Raw genomic sequence first — 16,608 nt, forward strand, 5'->3', positions numbered from 1 at the left:
TGGCCTCCGAGACGTCCATTCCACCGAATTTGGCCTTCCACTTGTAAATGCTGGCGTCGCTCACGCCATGCTTGCGGTACAGATCGGCGACAGGAACGCCAGCCTCGTGCTCCTTCAAAATCCCGATGATCTGCTCTTCCGTAAAGCGACTGCGCTTCATGCTCTGGTCCTCTCTAGGGGCCAGAACGAACTTCAAACTGGATTAAGCCCGAGGGGCAAGGTCACGAGCATTCTCCCACTCAAGACGTCCACGGCCTAATGAGCTTAAGACGCGCGAGCGTCTATTTTCCCACCCGCCGCCAAGGCGGAAATCAAAGGCCAAAAAAGCCAACAAAATCAATGTTGAATTTCGGGGATGGTGCGCTCGGAGGGCGGGTATCTCGATCGCGAGTTCAATGGCTTGTCTCGCAAGCTGAACAAAAAGGTGCTTATCGGAAGGAGAAGTGCACTTTCTGGCGGCGGTGTTCTTAGAGTAAGACAGCCTCCGAATCCGACATGACCGCCCCCGATATTGCCTCGACCTGTCTGTTCTTACTCCCATGCATCTTGCTTTTGCTCACGTGGAGCGACTTCGAGCGCAAGATCATACCAAACTCATTGAACGCTGCGGTCGCCGTGCTCGGGGCTGTGCGGACGGCCGCCTTGGACGGATTTCTTGCCCTGACGGAAACCGTGCTCCAGGCGTTGCTTGTCGCGGCCGTCGTTTGGCTCTTTCGCAGGCTGTATGTCTTGGTTCGAAACCAGCAAGGTCTGGGGCTCGGCGACGTGAAGCTTTTGGCAGCCTCCACTCTTTGGGTCGGTCTTGCCGGAATTCCGATCGAGTTGCTCTGTGCCTCCCTGACGGCGCTTGCGGCGGTCGCAGCTCTGCACATGATCGGCTACACGATGACGCGAAAGAGCGCTCTGCCTTTTGGACCGTTTCTGGCTTTTGGGCTGCTCGCCAGCATTGCCGTGCAGGAGAACGGGTGGCTGGCTTGAGCCGGCTGCGATAGGCCCGAACGAATACGGCCGATATCCGCGAGCCCCGATATGATGCGCGATGCAGCCTCAGTTTCGAGGATAGAGCTGCAATTCGATCGCGCGCCCCGCCTGCTCGATCCGAACACCTGACGCGTCGATCGACGTCACCCGCCAGCCCTGAAACGTCTCGTTCTCGGTGACCCAGGAGCCTGCGCCACCTCCCACCTTGCTGAGCAGATAAGCCTTGCTCGTGCCGCCGTTGATCATGACGCCGCCGACCAGCACCCCCGCGTCAACGACCACCGGCGGCGGTGCGATCACCGGCGTCGACGGCGGCGGCGGGGGTGGAGGCGGAACGAACGGCTCGCGCGACTTCTGGAACACCGGATGGGCCAGGATCTCGGCATATGTCTGCAGCGGCTGCCGTTCAGCCACGCCCGCCATGGTCCGGACCACCGGCGCTTCCCAAGCCGCGCGGCGGGCGCCGGGGGCTTCTCCGCCCCCAACCAACGTCGCGAGCCAGGCTCCGAACAGCAGATCAAGACCCACCAGGAGCGCCAGAACTCCGGCAAGCGGCGTCACCCGCCATCGCACAATGCTCCTCATTGCACGGCACCGTAGATATCGAGCTGCGCCTGAAGCACCGGCTCCTCAGCCGTTCCCGGGCGCACCGCAGGCGCGCTCTTCAATACCGCATTGGCAATGAACAAATATGGCCTCGCGCTCTCGACCGCGTGGACCGCGCGCATGACGGCGGGCAACGGCCCAGACAGGTCGATGCGCGCGCCGCTGTACTTGATCTGATCGACGGTCCGGCCCGGCAGCGATTGAATCGCGCGGGACTGGGCGCCGGCATTGCCCATGATCGTCTTCAGCTTCGTCTGCAGGTCGGCGGCGATCACGTTCTCATTCGCACCCGTCAGAAACTCCCCGTTCTGGAGCTGCGACTCGGTTTCGGAGGCAAGGCCCTCGATGGCCGATGCCTGGGCTGCGATCGCGCTCAACCGTGCCAGCAGCGCCTGCTGTTGCTGGATCCGCGCCTCCCGCTCGGCGAACATCGCCGCGATCGGCGCCACGAAGCCCCAGAACAACAGCGCGAGCAGCGCGAGGTTGACGACGATGAACAGGCCGCGGCGTTCGAGCGCGTCCCTGCGCTTGGTCCATTCGCTCATGGCGCCACCTCCTTGATGGCATCGGGCACACGAATCCTGGCCTGCAATGAAAAGCGTTCCCGGTTCTCGATCGGATCCATCGCGACCGGGGACGTCAGGGCAGCGTCCACGAACAGTCTCGATCCACCGAGCGTGTTGATCAGGCTCGGCGCCGCGGCCGAGAATCCGGTCATCGTGACCGTTGCGCTCCGCGGGTTGGCTCCCTCCACGAGCCGCAATTCGGTCAGCCAGGAATGCTTCGGCAGAATGCGCGAGGCTTCATCCCAGACGTCGATCAATCCCGGGACTTCGCTGCGCTGCAGACGAAGGCGCGACAGCGCCGTCCGCCGCTCCCGCAATTGATCCACCAGGACGCGAACGCGCTCGGCGCCCTTGCGGGCCACAACGATCTCGGCATCGAGCCGGTCCAGCGTGGCCTGTTGCCGGGCAAAGGTCAGGACCGCGATGCCGGACCCTAGAAGCACGGCGAGCGCGCCGAGCCCTGCGATCGCAACGGTGTAGGTCTTGCGGGCAGCCGCAGGACGCGCCAGTCGGATCGACGGCGAGTTTTGATCGTCGCCGAACACGACAAAGTCGATGTGCGCGACGGCAAGCCCGACCTGATCTGCGGCCTGCTGCACGTGATGGCGCCGCGTGACCCATTGCCGAACCGCGATCCGACCGTCAGGCGATGTGGCGGTCAAGTGGTCGCAATAGATGTCCTCCGCCTTGAACGGCGTCCGGCGCAACAGGTCCTGCGGCACGATCGTATCGATCGCGCCCTTCGCCTCGGGTGGAAGCATGAGCTCGCGGCGAAAAACACTCTCTTCCGGCAGACGCAAGCCCAGATCCGCGTCGCGCCGATCCAGACCATGACGCCGCAGGATGGATGCGATCGCCGCCGTCACCTCACCTGCATGGGTCGTTTCGACAGCCTGCACTCCTGATCGGGGATCGTTCAACTGAAGCCGGATCCCCGTGTCGTCGCGATCGACCAGAAGTCTCGGCCGGCCGGCCGGCGCCAGCGCGGCCACGAACCGGTGCGGCAGCAGATCGAGCGCTTCCCTGCACCACCAGGCGACCGCCGATTGCGCCCAGTCGCGCGGACGCGTCGCACGAACCGTGGCCAGCAACGCGCCTCTATCCTTGCTCTCATGCATCGCCCGTCCCGCCGCCCTATCCCATGCGCGTCGCGCGCAGAACTTCGTCGATCGTGGTCTCGCCGCGCCAGACCTTCCGGACTCCGGTCTCGTACATGCTCTGCATGCCCTGCTCGCGGGCGGCGCGCTCGATCGCCGTGTCCGACGCCTTGGCCAGGATCAGACTCTGACATGCCTCGTCGATGACCAGCATCTCCGCGATGGTCGAACGTCCGGAGAAGCCGGCATTGCCGCAATCGGAGCAGCCTTGCGGCTGGCGAATGTCTGGCTGCCCCAACGCACGGAGTCCGGTCACGGACCGCTCGAAGCTCTCCGCCCAATAGCTCGCCTGCGGATGACCATGGGAACAACGGGAACAGAGCCTGCGTACCAGACGCTGCGCAATCACGCCCTTCAGCGTCGAGGCCAGCAGATAGTTCTCGACGCCGATGTCGATCAGCCGCGTGATCGCAGACGCCGCATCGTTGGTGTGCAGCGTCGAGAGCACGAGGTGACCGGTCAGCGAGGCCTGAATGGCGATGCGCGCCGTCTCGAGATCGCGGATTTCACCGATCATGATGATATCCGGATCCTGCCGGAGCATCGAGCGCAGCGCGTGAGGAAACGTCAGCCCGATCTCCGACTGGACCTGCACCTGATTGATCCCCGGCATCTGATATTCGATCGGGTCCTCCACCGAGAAGATCTTGCGCTCGGTGCTGTTGAGCGTCTTCAGCGCCGTATACAGCGTCGTGGTCTTGCCGCTGCCGGTCGGTCCGGTGACCAGGATGATGCCATTGGGCTGCTGCAGCAGCGCCTGGAGCGTCGCGATATGCTCCGCGGAGAAGCCGAGCTCGACAAAATCGAGGCTGATGCGATTGCGGTCGAGCACGCGCAGCACGACGCTTTCGCCGAAGGCCGTGGGGATCGTGGAGACGCGGAAGTCGATGTCGATGCCACGGACCGCGATCTTGATGCGCCCGTCCTGCGGCAGGCGCCGCTCCGCAATGTCGAGCTTCGACATGATCTTCACGCGGGACGTGATCGCGGCACGCAGGTCCGCCGCGAGCACCTGGACCGAGCGCAAGGCGCCGTCGATGCGATAGCGGACGAGCACCTGGTCCACATTGGGCTCGATATGGATGTCCGACGCCCTCGCCTCGACGGCACTGGTGATGATCTGGTTGACGAGACGGATGATCGGCGCCTCGCTCGCAAGATCGCGCAGCCGCTGCACGTCGGCTTCGTTGGCCTCGGCGCCGCCGGTGGCGCGGGTCTCGTCGCTGCGCGACATGGCGGGATAGAGCCCCGCACAGGCCTTGTCGAAATCTGCGGCCGTAAACAGCCGCATGTCGACCGAAAGGCCCGTGAGGAATGCAAGGGCCCGGATCGGATCGTGGTTGAACGGATCGGTCACGCCGACGGCAAGCCGGCCATCGCTGCAGCCGAGCGGCAGCACATGATTGCGACGCACGAACTCGGCTTCGACCAGTTCGGGCAACACAGGGTCGATCGGAATGTGATCCGGACGCACCAGATCGAGTGCCAGGAATTTCGCCAACGCCGCGACCAGACCGGCCTCCGACACCAGACCGAGCTTGGTCAGCACGGTGTCGAGCCTGTCTCCGGTGGTTTGTGCCGCGCGTCCGGCACGGTCGAGGCTCATACGATCGACGATGCCTTCGGCCCGCAGGAAGTCGCCGAAGCCCTGCAACAGCGCTGTCCTGTCCACGTCTTGCATGGACCGGTGCAGCTGCGCTCGCGGCTCCTCGATGTCTGCGGCGAAGGCGGCGTCCTGCTGCATCGCTGGCCCTGCGCGTCCGGTCATCGCGTCCTCCAGCTCAGCACCCAATAGGGCTGCTGCGGATTTTCCGTCAGGCGCACCGCGACCTCGCCTTCGACGACGCGCGACGCCTGGGAAAACTCGGTCCGGATCGTGAAGGCGCGGCCACGCAGCACCGTCATCGGGTTGCCTTCGGCAAGGCCAGACCTGGCACCGTCACGCGCGGCCAGCGTCGCTTCGGCACTCTGCGCGGTCATGCCGGGCAGCGCGCGCAGCACCTCGCGCGGCGCCAATTGCGGATCAACGAACTGCCGTCCCGAATGGACCGTGAGCGCCGGCGCGATCCGCGCAAAGATCGCCGGAGTCATGTCCATCACCAGGAGCAGCTCATCGACGCTCTGGAACGGACCGTTGCGCGGATGATAGGCGGCGTCGCGCGACGCGTAGTCCCGGTCCTTGGCGCCGTTCAGATGCTTCAGGGACGTTGCGGTTCGCCAGTCCATGATCTTGTCGGTCAGGTCAGCGGCGGCCCGCGCGTCCAGCCCTGCTGATAGCAGCAGGCTGTTCAGCATGGCCTCATCGGTCTGGTTGAGGTCGACCCGTCCGAGCTCGTCCTGAATCCGGATGCCGATCCGCGTGCCGTTGAAATCGAGGGTGTAGAGACGGCCGTCGGCGCGCCAGCGGCGGTCCGCCCGGGCATCGAGCAGACCGTCGATGGCGGCGTTCACGCCGGCCTCGACGAGCGCACCGAGAGAGGCCTGATCGACCTCGTTACGGGCAAGGCCATAGGACACGCTGCTCGACCATGACAGCGACAGCGCAATCGCCGTAAGTAGCGCAAGCCCCCAGAGAACCGACAGCACCGGCATGTCGCCCCCTATCGCCCGCGACAGCGCATCGTGAGCGGGTCGTAGACGCAGGCCACATCGGCCTGCACCCGCGGCGCGATCACGAGCTCCGGCCAGTGACGGGCATCGCCGGGACGCATCAGGACCCGCAGCCGGATCAGGCCGGGAGCCTCGCTCTGATCCTGCCAGCTCGTGCTCCAGGCCGCATTGGCGTCTCCCGTTGCTCTTGCCGCATAACTGAGCTCGATCCGATCGATGTCGGACACCAGCAGCGTCCGCTCGGTGTCCTGCTTCACCGCCAGTTCGGGTCGGGACTGCAGAACGAGATCGACCCCGTCACGCCTGCGGTCGGCGAGCAGCTTGAAGCGGAAGCGGCCGGCCCCACCGAACACGGCCGGCGCGTCGCTGAGGAACTCGAGGCTCTCGGCCTGGCCGTCGATATCGATGCGCCGCTGCGCCGCGCCTTCGCCCAGCATCATCGGATAGAGATTGCCGATCAGGCGCCGCAGCACGTCCTGCGCCGCGAGCTCGCGCTGGAAAGACTCCGCGCGGGCGCTGCCGCTGCGCCAGGCCTGCACGCCGAATTTGAGATTGTCGAACAGCAGGACGGCGAGCAGGCTGAACAGCGCCAGCGCAACGAGAACCTCGACCAGGGTGAAGCCGGCGTCGCGATCATCCATCCCGCTTGCTTTCGGCGACGTCATCGGCCTGGCTCACTGCGATCTGGAGGCTCTGGGCCCGAGGCGGAGCGTCGAGAGCGCATAGGAGCGCGGGTCCTGCCCTTCCTGCCAGCCGATCTCGACCGAGACCTGATACAGCTCGACCGGGCGTGCATCGCCGCCTTGCACCGGCCGATAGGGCTGCATCGCAAGGCGCCACCGATAGCCGTTCGCCTCGGCGCCATCGCGCGTCTCGGTGCGCAGCGGAATCGAATTGCCGACCTGGGCCATGAGCGACTGCGCCAGCGCAACGGCACCAGCCACGCGTTCGGCCATGCCCGTTCGTGACAGTCCGGTCGAGAACAGGCTCATCACCAAAGCGAGGCCGACCGACAGCATGGCCAGCGCAACGAGGACCTCCACCAGCGTGAAGCCGGCGTCGCCGCCGTCCGCGTGCTTCATCTCTGCCGCGGCGGGAGTCACGGCTGCCAGCTCGTCACATTGGCCGTGGCCGAGGTCTCGTCCTCACGTCCCTCGGGCCCGAGCGAGACGATGTCGTAGGTGCCGTGCTGCCCCGGGAATCTGTAGACATAGGGCCGTCCCCACGGATCGTTCGGGACCAGGGTGCCGCTGAGATAGGGCCCGTTCCAGGTGGTCGCGGTGGCCGGCTTCTGCACCAGCGCACCGAGCCCTTCGGCTGCGGTCGGGTAGCGGCCGTTGTCAAGGTGATAGAGGTCGAGCGCCGAGGACAGGCTGCGGATCTGGATCCGCGCCGTCTTGAGTTTGGAGTCGGAGAGATAGCTCAGCACGCGCGGGCCGACGAGACCCATGATCAGGCCGATGATGGTGATGACGACAAGCATCTCGACCAAGGTGAAGCCGGCCTCGCCATCGCGGCCTCTGCGTAAACGAAGCCGGAATTGCCCGCGCCACGCGGCCACGCGCAGCTTCACGACATCACGACATTCCATCCATCCCAGCATGATCGTCCCCTCCCCTCAACACGTCGCGGCGGTCCGCACCGTCCCTGTCAGCCATTCGACACAGAGCCTGATATGATGCCCGTTCAACTCCAGGCTCAGATCGCCGCCGGTCGACGAGCCGTCCGGAAAGAACCGGAAGCCGCCCACGGCGGCGCCCACGCGCGTCGCGGCGGCATAGGTCAGCTTCGCCTGGATGTCCGGCGCAAAGGTGCGCGGCCGGACGACGTCCGAGCTGAAGGTCCGGCGGTCGACGTCGATGGTCAAGGTCATCACGCGGTTCTGCACGATCGCAGCCGAGCGCGTCGCGCGCAGCGCCGACGCAATCTCGCCTGTCGCCGCATCGAGGCTCACCGTGCTGGCGCCGCGTGATAGCAAAGGGACAGCGGCGGATACCGTCAGCGCCAGGATGACGAGCACGGCCAGCATCTCGACCAGCGTGAAGCCGGCGCTCGCCTCGTCCCGTCCCGGTTCAGCCCGCGCGCTCATCGCCCCGCCAGATCATTGATACTGAGTACGGCGTTCATCACCGGCATGATCAGCGCGCCGATGATCAATGCGATGCCGACCGTCATCGCCGGCGTCAACGCCGCCATGAAGCGATCGACGCTGGTCTGCAGCTGCTTCTCCAGCATCTGCGCCACGCGCAGCAGCATGCGGTCGAGCTTGCCCGCCTCCTCGCCAACCGCGATCATCTGCAGCGCCACGGCCGGCAAGGCGACCTCGTTGCGCAGCGCGCGGTGCAGCGCCGTGCCTTGTTGGATCTGCTCGATCGCCTGCTCCATGCTGGCGCGGAGATGGCGGTTGCCGACGACGTCACTCGCCGATTTCGTCGCCGCGATCAACGGCACGCCGGCCATCAGCATCGTACCGAGCGTGCGGGCGAAGCGCGCGGTGTCCTGCTGCAGAAGGAAGCCGCCCAGCAGCGGCAGCCGCAGCGCGAGCCGGTCGAGACGCCGGCGGCGGCCGGGATCGGCCAGCACGAATGCGACGACCGCCCCCCCAGCCACGATGGCGGCAACGCCGCCGACCACGATCTCGAGCCAATGCGCCTTCAAGGCCAGCATCAGCTGGATGGTCAATGGCAGCGGCTTGCCGCTCTGGGTGAAGATCGGGGCCATCGACGGGATCACGCCGCCAACGATGATCGCGAGCGTTGCGAGGCTCAGCACGATCAGCATCGCGGGATAGATCAGCGCCGACTGGATGCGCGCACGGATCTCCGCCCGCCGCTCCAGGAGCTCGGCGAGCTCGGTCAGCACCTGCGCCAGCCGCCCGCCGCTCTCGCCGGCTCTGATGACAGCGACATAGTCGGCCGGGAAGATGCGCGGCTGCGCCTGCATCGCCTCCGACAACGGGCGGCCATTGAGGACATCGGCGAGCAGTGCCTCGACCAGGGCGCACAGCCGTGCTGCCGAGGCCTGCGTCTGCACGATGCGCAAGGCATCATCCATCGGGATGTCGGCCGCGCAGAGCGTGGCGAACTCGCGCGTGAAGGCCAAGAGGTCCGCGCGCGCCGCGCCGTTGCCGAGCGTGATCTCGCGGTTCCACCATGCCGTGCCGGCGCTATCGGCGGCCTGCATCTGGAACGGCGACAACCCCTGCGCCCACAGCGTCGCGCTCGCCGCATCCGCGGACGCGGCCTCGATCGTCCCCTCCGCGAAGGAGCCGTCGGTGCCGTAGGCGCGATAGCGGAAGCGCGGCATCAGTCGAGGATCCTGCGGCCGGTGTCCTCGACACGCCGCCGCACCGGCGGACGGCGATGCGGGCCCTCGATCGCCATGAAGTGGCGGTACTCCTCGGTCACGCTGCGCGCCTCGTCGAGGCTGCGCATCACGTGCGGCCTGATGAGAATGATCAGCTCGGTCTTGCCGATGACGTTGTCGCGGCTGCCGGCGAAATTGCCGATGAACGGGATGTCGCCAATGATCGGCAGCTGGCTCCGGCCGGTGGTGCGGCCCTCCTGGATCAGCCCGCCCAGCACCAGCGCGTCATTGTCGTTCACGACCACCGATGTCCTGATCTTGCGCTGCCTGATGGTCGGCGAATCGATGTTCGACGACGTGGTCGGCGCCACGCTCGACACCTCCTGCTCGATGTCGAGCAGCACCCGCCCGCTCTCATTGATGCGCGGGATGATCGACAGGATCACGCCCGTATCCTTGTAGCTCACCGAATTGACGATCGGCGCGCCGGGCGTCAGGGTGCCGGTCGCAGACTGCGTCGTGATCGGCACCTGATCGCCGATCTGCAGCACCGCCGGCTTGTTGTCCATGACCGCCAGCGACGGCGAGGACACGATGTTGACGTTGGTGATCTGGTTCAGCGTATCGATCGTGGCGGCGATGTTGGCCGCGGTCAGCGCGTAGGAGAAGCCGGGAAACACCGAGCTGACGGCGCCGGAGGCCGCTTCCGTCAGGGTGAATTTCGAGCTGTGCTTCTGCATGTACCATTGCACGCCGAAGCGCAGCTCGTCGTTGAGCGTCACCTCGGCGATGGTGGCTTCGATCAGCACCTGGTTCGGCATCTGGTCCAGCCGCTCGATCACCTGCAGCACGCGCTTGTAATCGGCATTCGCCGCCTCGATCAGGATCGCGTTCTTGGCCTCGTCGGCCACGATCCGCAGCCGCGGCCCATCCGCATCGCCGTCGCGGCCGGTGGGTGCGGCCGGAGCCGCCGCCGGCATAACGCTCGGCGCAGCAGCCGCCGGCGCCGCATTGCGCATGCCGCCGAAGCCGCCACTGGTCGCGCCGAGCCCGCCGGTGAAGGACGGCGACGACGATCCGGACAGCCCGCCTCCGGAGGGCGACGGCTGCGACTGCACGCTCGCCTCCTGATAGTTCGGCGCCACGGTGCGCCGACCGGCCGTCGCGGTCTGCGTGTCCGTCGGGAACATCGACTGCAGCACGTCGACCAGCTCTTGGGCCCGCCGGTTCTGCACCGCGTAGGTGAAGAGCTGCTTCTCGCTGCCTTGCGCCTGCGCGTCGAGTTTGCGGATCCAGGTCTCGGCGCGGCGCAGATACTGGATCTGTGGCGAGATCACCAGGATCGAGCGCAGCCGCTTGTTCGGCACGAACTGCACCATGCCGGCCATCGGCCCGTCGCGGTCGGAGGCAAACACGCTTTTCAGCTCGCTTGCGATCGCATCCGGCGCCGAGGTCTTGACCGGGATCAGCGCGAACGACATGCCCTTCATGGTGTCGACGTCGAACAGCGCGATCGCCTCCATCATCGCCGCGATCTCCTGGCGATTGCCCGAGAGCGTGATCAGGTTGCGCGCATCATCGACCCGCACCACCCCGCCGCGCGGCGCGATCGGCTCGACCACGCGCCGGATCTCGGAGGCCGAGACATATTTCAGCTGCACCACCTGCAACCCGTTGCCGACCATCTCGCCGCCATCGGCCACCTCGTCGGTGCGATACGCCGCCGACACCGCCGTCTGGTCCGCCGCCACGATGCGATAGATGCCACGATTATTGACGACAGCCGCATTGTTGGCCCGCAGCGCCGCCTGGAACAGATCGATCACCGCCGCCCGCGCGACCGGCCGCGGCGTCTGGATCGTGACCCGCCCCTCGATCCCCGGATCGACCGTGTATTTGACCCCGAGAATGTCCCCGAGCACCGTCTTCGCCGCCTGCGGCACGGGAACGCCAGCGAGATTGATGGTGACGCCGTCGGCGACGTCCTCGGACGCCCGCGATACTGTTCCGGTCGGCGGCTCACCAACGAAGCGCCCGGTGCCTTCGACCATCGTCGCCGGCCCGCCTTTGTTGTCATCGAGCAGCGGTGAACCGGAAATCCGCCCCGCCCGAGCACTCCCCGTGGCGGACCGTATCGCCGCCTGCGCCTGTGCCGTCCCTCCCTGCTCTGGACCGTTCGTGCTCCAGGCGAACGAGGACCTTCCCTCCTCCATGGTCTGGCACGCCGGCAGCGCCAGTGCGACGGGCAGCGCAATCAACCAAATCCAGCGAACCCCGCCGCGCACTGCAATCACCCCGACCCAAAGCAGCTTGGCTGCCCAACAACTAACAAGCGCAGTCTAGAGGGTATCGGCAGCGAGAGATATTGCTTACAGCGCACGTCGGCGAGTCATGCACACCCTTTGCTGCAACACTCTACAATTACGCCAGATCGACACAATTGCCGGCTGCAAACTTCAAGCGCCGGCCGAAAGCCGCCTCGCCCGCCCCTTAAGACGGGGCCATCAAAATGAACTCCGTCCTCCGAGCCGGTCTAACCAATTATGTGCACTGTCACCGCAATATCTGCTTTCCTCACAACCTCCAAAAGGGCCGTTCAACAGAATTTCCATATCAAGCCTTCAACGATTTAATTGCACCGTCACCGCAATCCTTTATCGCCTGCTCCCAAGGAACCGCACTAGGAAGTTGACATACATCACCCCTTCGACTGACATATATCGGGCCGTTCCCAGCAAGGGCTAAGCGCGCATCACGAGTCTCAACGAAATCCTTGGTATTATAAAAGAATACCCACCCATTTTCCAACTCAATTGTCCTATCATTCATTAGAGCAAAAACATCGTTACATTCGTTTGCAAGGGCCTTGATAGCTTCCTCCGCCAACCTCTGGGCTTGATCGCTTGAGATTTTCATTAGTTGGTCCTTAGCAGCTGATACGAGGTATACCCTTCAAGCCGAGCAGCTCCACCTGTTTGGCCATCGAGGAAGCGTATCGTTCCGTTCTGGTTTATGACGTTAAACACGTGCCCCACTTCATTCGGACCTCTCGATCCAAAAACAATGCCACGAGCCCCGCTACCAGCTTCCGACATCGAGCTAGTAATCCGATCAATTGTGGTCGGTGAGCCAAATCGGCGACCGAACTCTCTTTCTAGAACAGTAATCCTAAACGGGCCACCTGCAAGGGCCGACGATGGGCGGCCTGCTAACGTGGCGTCGGTTGCGATCGAGCAGGAGACGCAGTTATTGCGCCCCTTGACGGCATTCACTCCACGAATGGTTCCGGCAAGCCCATCAACACCTTCCCCGAAAGCGCGGAGAGCCGATCCGCCCAACGTCGCTGCGCCAAGAAGCAACTCTTCACCAAAAGCGATTTCGGGAGCACCAGGCAACCAACCCAGACCGCCGCCCGGGCCGGCCCCTAGCGCACCGCTGTTTGGATGTAGAGCTTCCCCAAGCGCTCTGAACGGATCCGGTCCTTTGCCATTCCGTGGACTTCCGTTGTTTCCGACCTGTATAACTTGCGCCTGAGCGGAATTTTTTTGCATTTGTTGCAAATTATAGCCCGTCGCAAAAGCCTCAGCGTTTTGCTTAATTTGCTGATTCCAAGCGTCCATGCCCGCTAACACTTGCGCCTGGCGGGCAGCATTTGCTGCATTGTCGGCAGCCACCTGGGCTTGAAACGACGACAAATCAACCGAAGGGAAGATAGTCGGAGACGGCAACGGCGTGTAGCCGGGACTCCAGCTCGATCCTTTCGAGGCCGCGTTCAACCCATAGAATTGAATGTTCTGATTGAGCGGAATACCGGAAGTATCGAATGGATCGAATTCACCTTCGTAGACCTGACCAGCTATTTGGTATCCCGTCGGATCAGTAAACCTAAGAGGCCGGTTAGCAGCGTAAGCGTATCGATTCCATCCCTGAGTGTTTGTTGACTGTGAGACAACGGGATCCGCACTCGTCATACGGGCAAGAATCGGATCGTAGACGCGGCCATTGAGGTGAACGAGCCCCGCGACCGACAGCTGCTCTTCTCCCGTAAAGCCCCGCGTCGACTGGCTTGTGATGCTGCCGGCCGTATCGTCGGCACCGCTGGCGAGGCGCCGCTTGCCCCAGGCGTCATACGAAAGCCGCTCCTGCACGGCCCCGTTGTCATTGGTGATGACCGCGACAGAGCCGAGATGGTCCTTGTGGAAATAGCGCGTCGACGGCGTGGCCACACCCGCCTGCGTGACGCGAATGCCGACCGTTGCACCATCGACGGACAGATAGTCCGTCCAGCTTGCCGAGACAGTGCCGGGATTGCTGACCTCCGCCATCACGCCGAAGGCAGCAACGTACAACGTCGTCGCCTCCGGCGTCACCTGCTTGAAGCGCTGATGGTCGGTATCGTCCAAAAACGAGATCGTTCGCGCGCCCTGCGTGATGCTCGCCGGCTTATTATAGGAGGTGTAGACGAGGCTGCGGCCCAGACCAGAGGTCTGGTTACCGTTGGCGTCATAGGTGAAGGTGGTGCTGATCGATCCGCCGGAGACGCTCATCACCGCGTGCGGCTTGGCGGAGCCGGCCGCGGGATAGCTGTAGGTCCCGACGTCGGACTTGGTCAGCAGATTGCCGATCGGATCGTAAGTGAAGGTCTTCGCCAGCGGCGTCGGCGTCAAGTTGACGGTCGACGAGGTCAGCCGGCTCAGCGCGTCATAGGTGAAGGTCTCGCTCAGATTGGTATTGGCATCCGATCGCGACAGCGGGTTGCCGCAGCGGTCGTAGCTGTAGCTGAAGTTCTGCACGGAACCGCCGCTGCCGGTCGAGACGCCCGCCAGCCGCCCGGTGAGGGCGTCGAAGCTGCGCGTCGTGGTCAGCCCATTGCCGACCGTGTCCTGCGTGATCCGCAGCTCGGCATCCAGTGCGTTCGCCGTCCAGTAGGACTGCCCGGTTGCGTTGTCGAGCAGCTGGTTGACGTCGCCCAGGCCAGTATGGCCATAGCGGGCAATGAAGCCCGAGGGATAGCTGACCGTGCTCAGAAGCCCATTGGCGTCGTAGCTCGCGCCCATCGTATAGGTTGCGCCGTCGATCGTGGTCGCGACCTGGGCCGGACGCCCCAGCGCATCATAACTGACGGCTTTCGCGTATCCATTGCCGGGACCTGCGGTAATCCCTGTCGAGACGAGCTTGCCGATGCCGTGCGCGGCGGTGTCATAGACCCAGACAGAGGTCATATCCGGCTCGACCGATTGCACCAGGCGGTCGAGCTTGTCATAGGTCATCGTGACCGTCTGGCCCTTAGCGTCGGTCTGGCTGACCAGAAGCCCGAGCGTGTTGTAGCTATAGCTCCAATTGCCGAGATCCGGGTCCGAGCTCGCGATCTTGTTGCCCCTGACGTCGTAGCTCGCGGTGACAACATTCCCAACGGGATCGGTGGTGCGCACCAGTTTGCCGGCCGCGTCATAGACGAAGGTCATGGTCTGGCCGACTACATCCGTCACCGACACGACGTTGCCCTGGCTGTTCCGCGTCGCCGAGCGGGTTTGGCCCAGCGCATTTGTCTTGGTGACGCTCAGCCCATGATAGGCCACCTGCGACACGCTGCCGTCGGGCTTGGTCTTGGTCAGCGCCCGACCGAGGAGGTCGTAGGTGAAGGTCGTGTAGACCGGCGAGCCGCCAGTGACGAAATACGGGCGGCTCGTCTGCGCCACACGCCCTAGCGCATCATAGCTGGTGGTTGCTCGGATTGCGCTGCCATCGAAACCCTGGCTTTCGCTGACGATCTCACGATCGAGAATATCGCAATAGACGATGACATACGGCCCGTTGACTGTGCTCCCGTCCGCAGCATAGGGCGTCTCCTGGACCTGGTAGCTCGCCCCCGGTGGACAGGCCGCCGTGCCGCCACTGACGCCGCTGCAGAACTGGTAGGTCCATCTCGTCCGGGTGCCGTCGGGGCGGATCTCCTGGATCTTGCGGCCGAAGCCGTCATAGCTCCAGCTCGTCGTCAGCCCGTTCGGCCCGGTCTGGCTGGTCGGCAGCCCAAAGCGAGCATCATATTGCACGCTCTCGCTCTGCCCAAGCGCGTTGCTGTTTGCGGTGGCGAACTGTCCACGGGCATCATAGCTGCTCGTGCTGCCGCGCGTGACGATGTCAGCCCCGCTCACCGTCGTGGTCAGCACGTTGCCATAAGTGTCATAGGTGTAGTCGGCCTGCAGCCGCAACGCCGGCGTGTCCGGTTCCACCACGCTTTGAGTTATCCGTCCCGTACTGCCGTCATAAACGAAAGACGACGTACGCGTAATGGTGCTCGAACTTCCTCCGCCGGAAGGAGGAGACGAGTTCGTCGTTGGCGCGTAAGTGATGACAATGATGCCTTGAGCGCCAGAAGTGCCGCGAGCATTTGCGCCGGAGCCACCGGGACCACCGCCACCGTACAGTCCAGCCGAGCCGTTCGCCGCTCCGGTGCCACCTCCGCCGCCGCCGGCACTTCCCCCCCCACCTCCGGAGCCGTGGGTCGCGTCCCACTCCGTCCCGGTGCTACCGCTGCCGCCAGCGTAGTTGAGCCAAGCATTGCCATCCCAGGCGCCTGCACCACCTCCACCTCCATTGACGCCATTCCCGGCAGCCACGCCCGCCGAACCGGCAAGGCCGCCACCTGTACCAGCTGAATTGTTGCCACCAGGTCCTGCAAGTTGGCCGTTCGATCCACCGCCGTTGCCACCACCTCCCGCTCCCCAACCACCTCCGTTGGTCGTAGCTCCCGCGCCGCCATTGCCGTTCGGGCCAGCAGCACCACCACCGCCGCCGCCGCCATTGCTCGATGCTCCTGACGGACCGCCAGCACCGCCAGAATATCTGGCTGTTCCTGCACCGTTCGCAGCGGCCCCACCGACACCGCCTGCAGCTGAAGCCAAGCCGCTACTAACGCCACCACCGGCGCCGCCCTGGGCACATACCCACATAGCGGAGCAGTTGCCGCCCGCCCCGTTGAAATAGGAGTCGCCGCCGGCGGATCCGACACTTGCGGCAGCACCTCCGACACCGCCCGCTCCGATCTGATACGCAACGCTGGTACCAGGCTGAAGAGACAGGTTCACCAGCTTGGAGTAACCTCCACCGCCTCCACCACCAGCGCCTTCACCCGACGAATTCGAACCAGCACCACCACCGCCGCCGCCAATGAGCTCGATGGTATTGTTCGAGCTATTCCAATCGGCAGGAACGGTCCATGTAGAACCGGACGTCAAGAACACACGCGTCGTCGAGGATGCCGGAGGCGTGGGATTGGTGGTTGGCGTGTAACTTACGACAACGATGCCCTGAGCGCCGGCAGTCCCGCCAGCACTTCCGCCGGATCCACCAGCCCCACCGCCGCCGTACAACCCAGCCGA

General features: G+C 64.5%; 15 protein-coding genes. 1 reads left to right on the forward strand and 14 read right to left on the reverse strand.

The window, feature by feature from the left end; genetic code table 11:
* On the reverse strand, positions 1–160 hold a 160-nt coding region (locus tag HL666_RS27475; RefSeq protein WP_172184631.1), incomplete at its 3' end, for a transposase.
* A 335-nt stretch (positions 161–495) separates the two neighbouring features.
* Between HL666_RS27475 and HL666_RS27480 the strand changes: the two genes are divergently transcribed.
* Positions 496–978, forward strand: a complete 483-nt coding sequence (locus HL666_RS27480) for a prepilin peptidase (protein WP_172184633.1) — start codon at positions 496–498, stop codon at positions 976–978.
* Positions 979–1,047: 69 nt separating this feature from the next.
* Here HL666_RS27480 and HL666_RS27485 read toward each other — a convergent pair whose 3' ends face one another.
* The 13 genes from HL666_RS27485 to HL666_RS34305 all read right to left on the reverse strand — a co-directional run bounded on the left by HL666_RS27485 (position 1,048) and on the right by HL666_RS34305 (position 15,462).
* Positions 1,048–1,542 (reverse strand): hypothetical protein, encoded by a 495-nt coding sequence (locus tag HL666_RS27485; RefSeq protein WP_311976463.1) that lies wholly within the window; start codon positions 1,540–1,542, stop codon positions 1,048–1,050.
* Positions 1,543–1,562: 20 nt separating this feature from the next.
* Positions 1,563–2,132 (reverse strand): type II secretion system protein GspM, encoded by a 570-nt coding sequence (gene gspM / locus HL666_RS27490; RefSeq protein ID WP_172184644.1) that lies wholly within the window; start codon positions 2,130–2,132, stop codon positions 1,563–1,565.
* Entirely contained in the window at positions 2,129–3,244 is a 1,116-nt protein-coding gene (locus HL666_RS27495) for a PilN domain-containing protein (RefSeq protein WP_246741633.1), read from the reverse strand. The genes gspM and HL666_RS27495 overlap by 4 nt, the downstream gene beginning before the upstream one ends.
* 43 nt (positions 3,245–3,287) lie before the next feature.
* Complete coding sequence (locus HL666_RS27500; protein ID WP_172184789.1) at positions 3,288–5,054, reverse strand: GspE/PulE family protein; 1,767 nt, start codon at positions 5,052–5,054, stop codon at positions 3,288–3,290.
* A 20-nt stretch (positions 5,055–5,074) separates the two neighbouring features.
* Entirely contained in the window at positions 5,075–5,902 is an 828-nt protein-coding gene (locus tag HL666_RS27505) for a type II secretion system minor pseudopilin (RefSeq protein WP_172184648.1), read from the reverse strand.
* A gap of 8 nt (positions 5,903–5,910) precedes the next feature.
* A complete protein-coding gene (locus tag HL666_RS27510) occupies positions 5,911–6,585 on the reverse strand; it encodes a prepilin-type N-terminal cleavage/methylation domain-containing protein (protein ID WP_246741634.1) in 675 nt (224 codons plus the stop codon).
* A gap of 9 nt (positions 6,586–6,594) precedes the next feature.
* Complete coding sequence (locus tag HL666_RS27515; protein WP_172184650.1) at positions 6,595–7,023, reverse strand: type IV pilus modification PilV family protein; 429 nt, start codon at positions 7,021–7,023, stop codon at positions 6,595–6,597.
* The gene (gene gspG, locus HL666_RS27520; RefSeq protein WP_172184652.1) at positions 7,020–7,523 is read right to left on the reverse strand and encodes a type II secretion system major pseudopilin GspG; all 504 of its coding nucleotides are present in this window, start codon (positions 7,521–7,523) and stop codon (positions 7,020–7,022) included. Before gspG ends, HL666_RS27515 begins: the two co-directional genes overlap by 4 nt.
* A 15-nt stretch (positions 7,524–7,538) precedes the next feature.
* Entirely contained in the window at positions 7,539–8,009 is a 471-nt protein-coding gene (locus HL666_RS27525; RefSeq protein WP_172184654.1) for a GspH/FimT family pseudopilin, read from the reverse strand.
* Positions 8,006–9,226: a type II secretion system F family protein gene (locus HL666_RS27530; RefSeq protein WP_172184664.1), complete on the reverse strand. Its 1,221-nt coding sequence runs from the start codon at positions 9,224–9,226 to the stop codon at positions 8,006–8,008. The genes HL666_RS27525 and HL666_RS27530 overlap by 4 nt, the downstream gene beginning before the upstream one ends.
* Entirely contained in the window at positions 9,226–11,481 is a 2,256-nt protein-coding gene (gene gspD, locus HL666_RS27535; protein ID WP_172184793.1) for a type II secretion system secretin GspD, read from the reverse strand. Before gspD ends, HL666_RS27530 begins: the two co-directional genes overlap by 1 nt.
* 358 nt (positions 11,482–11,839) lie before the next feature.
* Positions 11,840–12,142 (reverse strand): YrhB domain-containing protein, encoded by a 303-nt coding sequence (locus HL666_RS27540; RefSeq protein ID WP_172184666.1) that lies wholly within the window; start codon positions 12,140–12,142, stop codon positions 11,840–11,842.
* Positions 12,142–15,462, reverse strand: a complete 3,321-nt coding sequence (locus HL666_RS34305; protein WP_311976468.1) for a toxin glutamine deamidase domain-containing protein — start codon at positions 15,460–15,462, stop codon at positions 12,142–12,144. The genes HL666_RS27540 and HL666_RS34305 overlap by 1 nt, the downstream gene beginning before the upstream one ends.
* Between the last annotated feature and the right edge of the window lie 1,146 nt (positions 15,463–16,608).

The sequence above is a fragment of the Bradyrhizobium aeschynomenes genome (assembly GCF_013178945.1).
Lineage (GTDB): Bacteria > Pseudomonadota > Alphaproteobacteria > Rhizobiales > Xanthobacteraceae > Bradyrhizobium > Bradyrhizobium aeschynomenes.

Coding starts and splice junctions, on each gene's coding strand:
- HL666_RS27480 (WP_172184633.1), top strand. CDS start 496: ATGACCGCCCCCGATATTGCCTCGACCTGTCTGTTCTTACTCCCATGC.
- HL666_RS27525 (WP_172184654.1), bottom strand. CDS start 8,009: ATGAGCGCGCGGGCTGAACCGGGACGGGACGAGGCGAGCGCCGGCTTC.
- HL666_RS27510 (WP_246741634.1), bottom strand. CDS start 6,585: ATGACGTCGCCGAAAGCAAGCGGGATGGATGATCGCGACGCCGGCTTC.
- gspG (WP_172184652.1), bottom strand. CDS start 7,523: ATGCTGGGATGGATGGAATGTCGTGATGTCGTGAAGCTGCGCGTGGCC.
- HL666_RS27505 (WP_172184648.1), bottom strand. CDS start 5,902: ATGCCGGTGCTGTCGGTTCTCTGGGGGCTTGCGCTACTTACGGCGATT.
- HL666_RS27530 (WP_172184664.1), bottom strand. CDS start 9,226: ATGCCGCGCTTCCGCTATCGCGCCTACGGCACCGACGGCTCCTTCGCG.
- gspM (WP_172184644.1), bottom strand. CDS start 2,132: ATGAGCGAATGGACCAAGCGCAGGGACGCGCTCGAACGCCGCGGCCTG.
- HL666_RS27500 (WP_172184789.1), bottom strand. CDS start 5,054: ATGCAGCAGGACGCCGCCTTCGCCGCAGACATCGAGGAGCCGCGAGCG.
- HL666_RS27540 (WP_172184666.1), bottom strand. CDS start 12,142: ATGAAAATCTCAAGCGATCAAGCCCAGAGGTTGGCGGAGGAAGCTATC.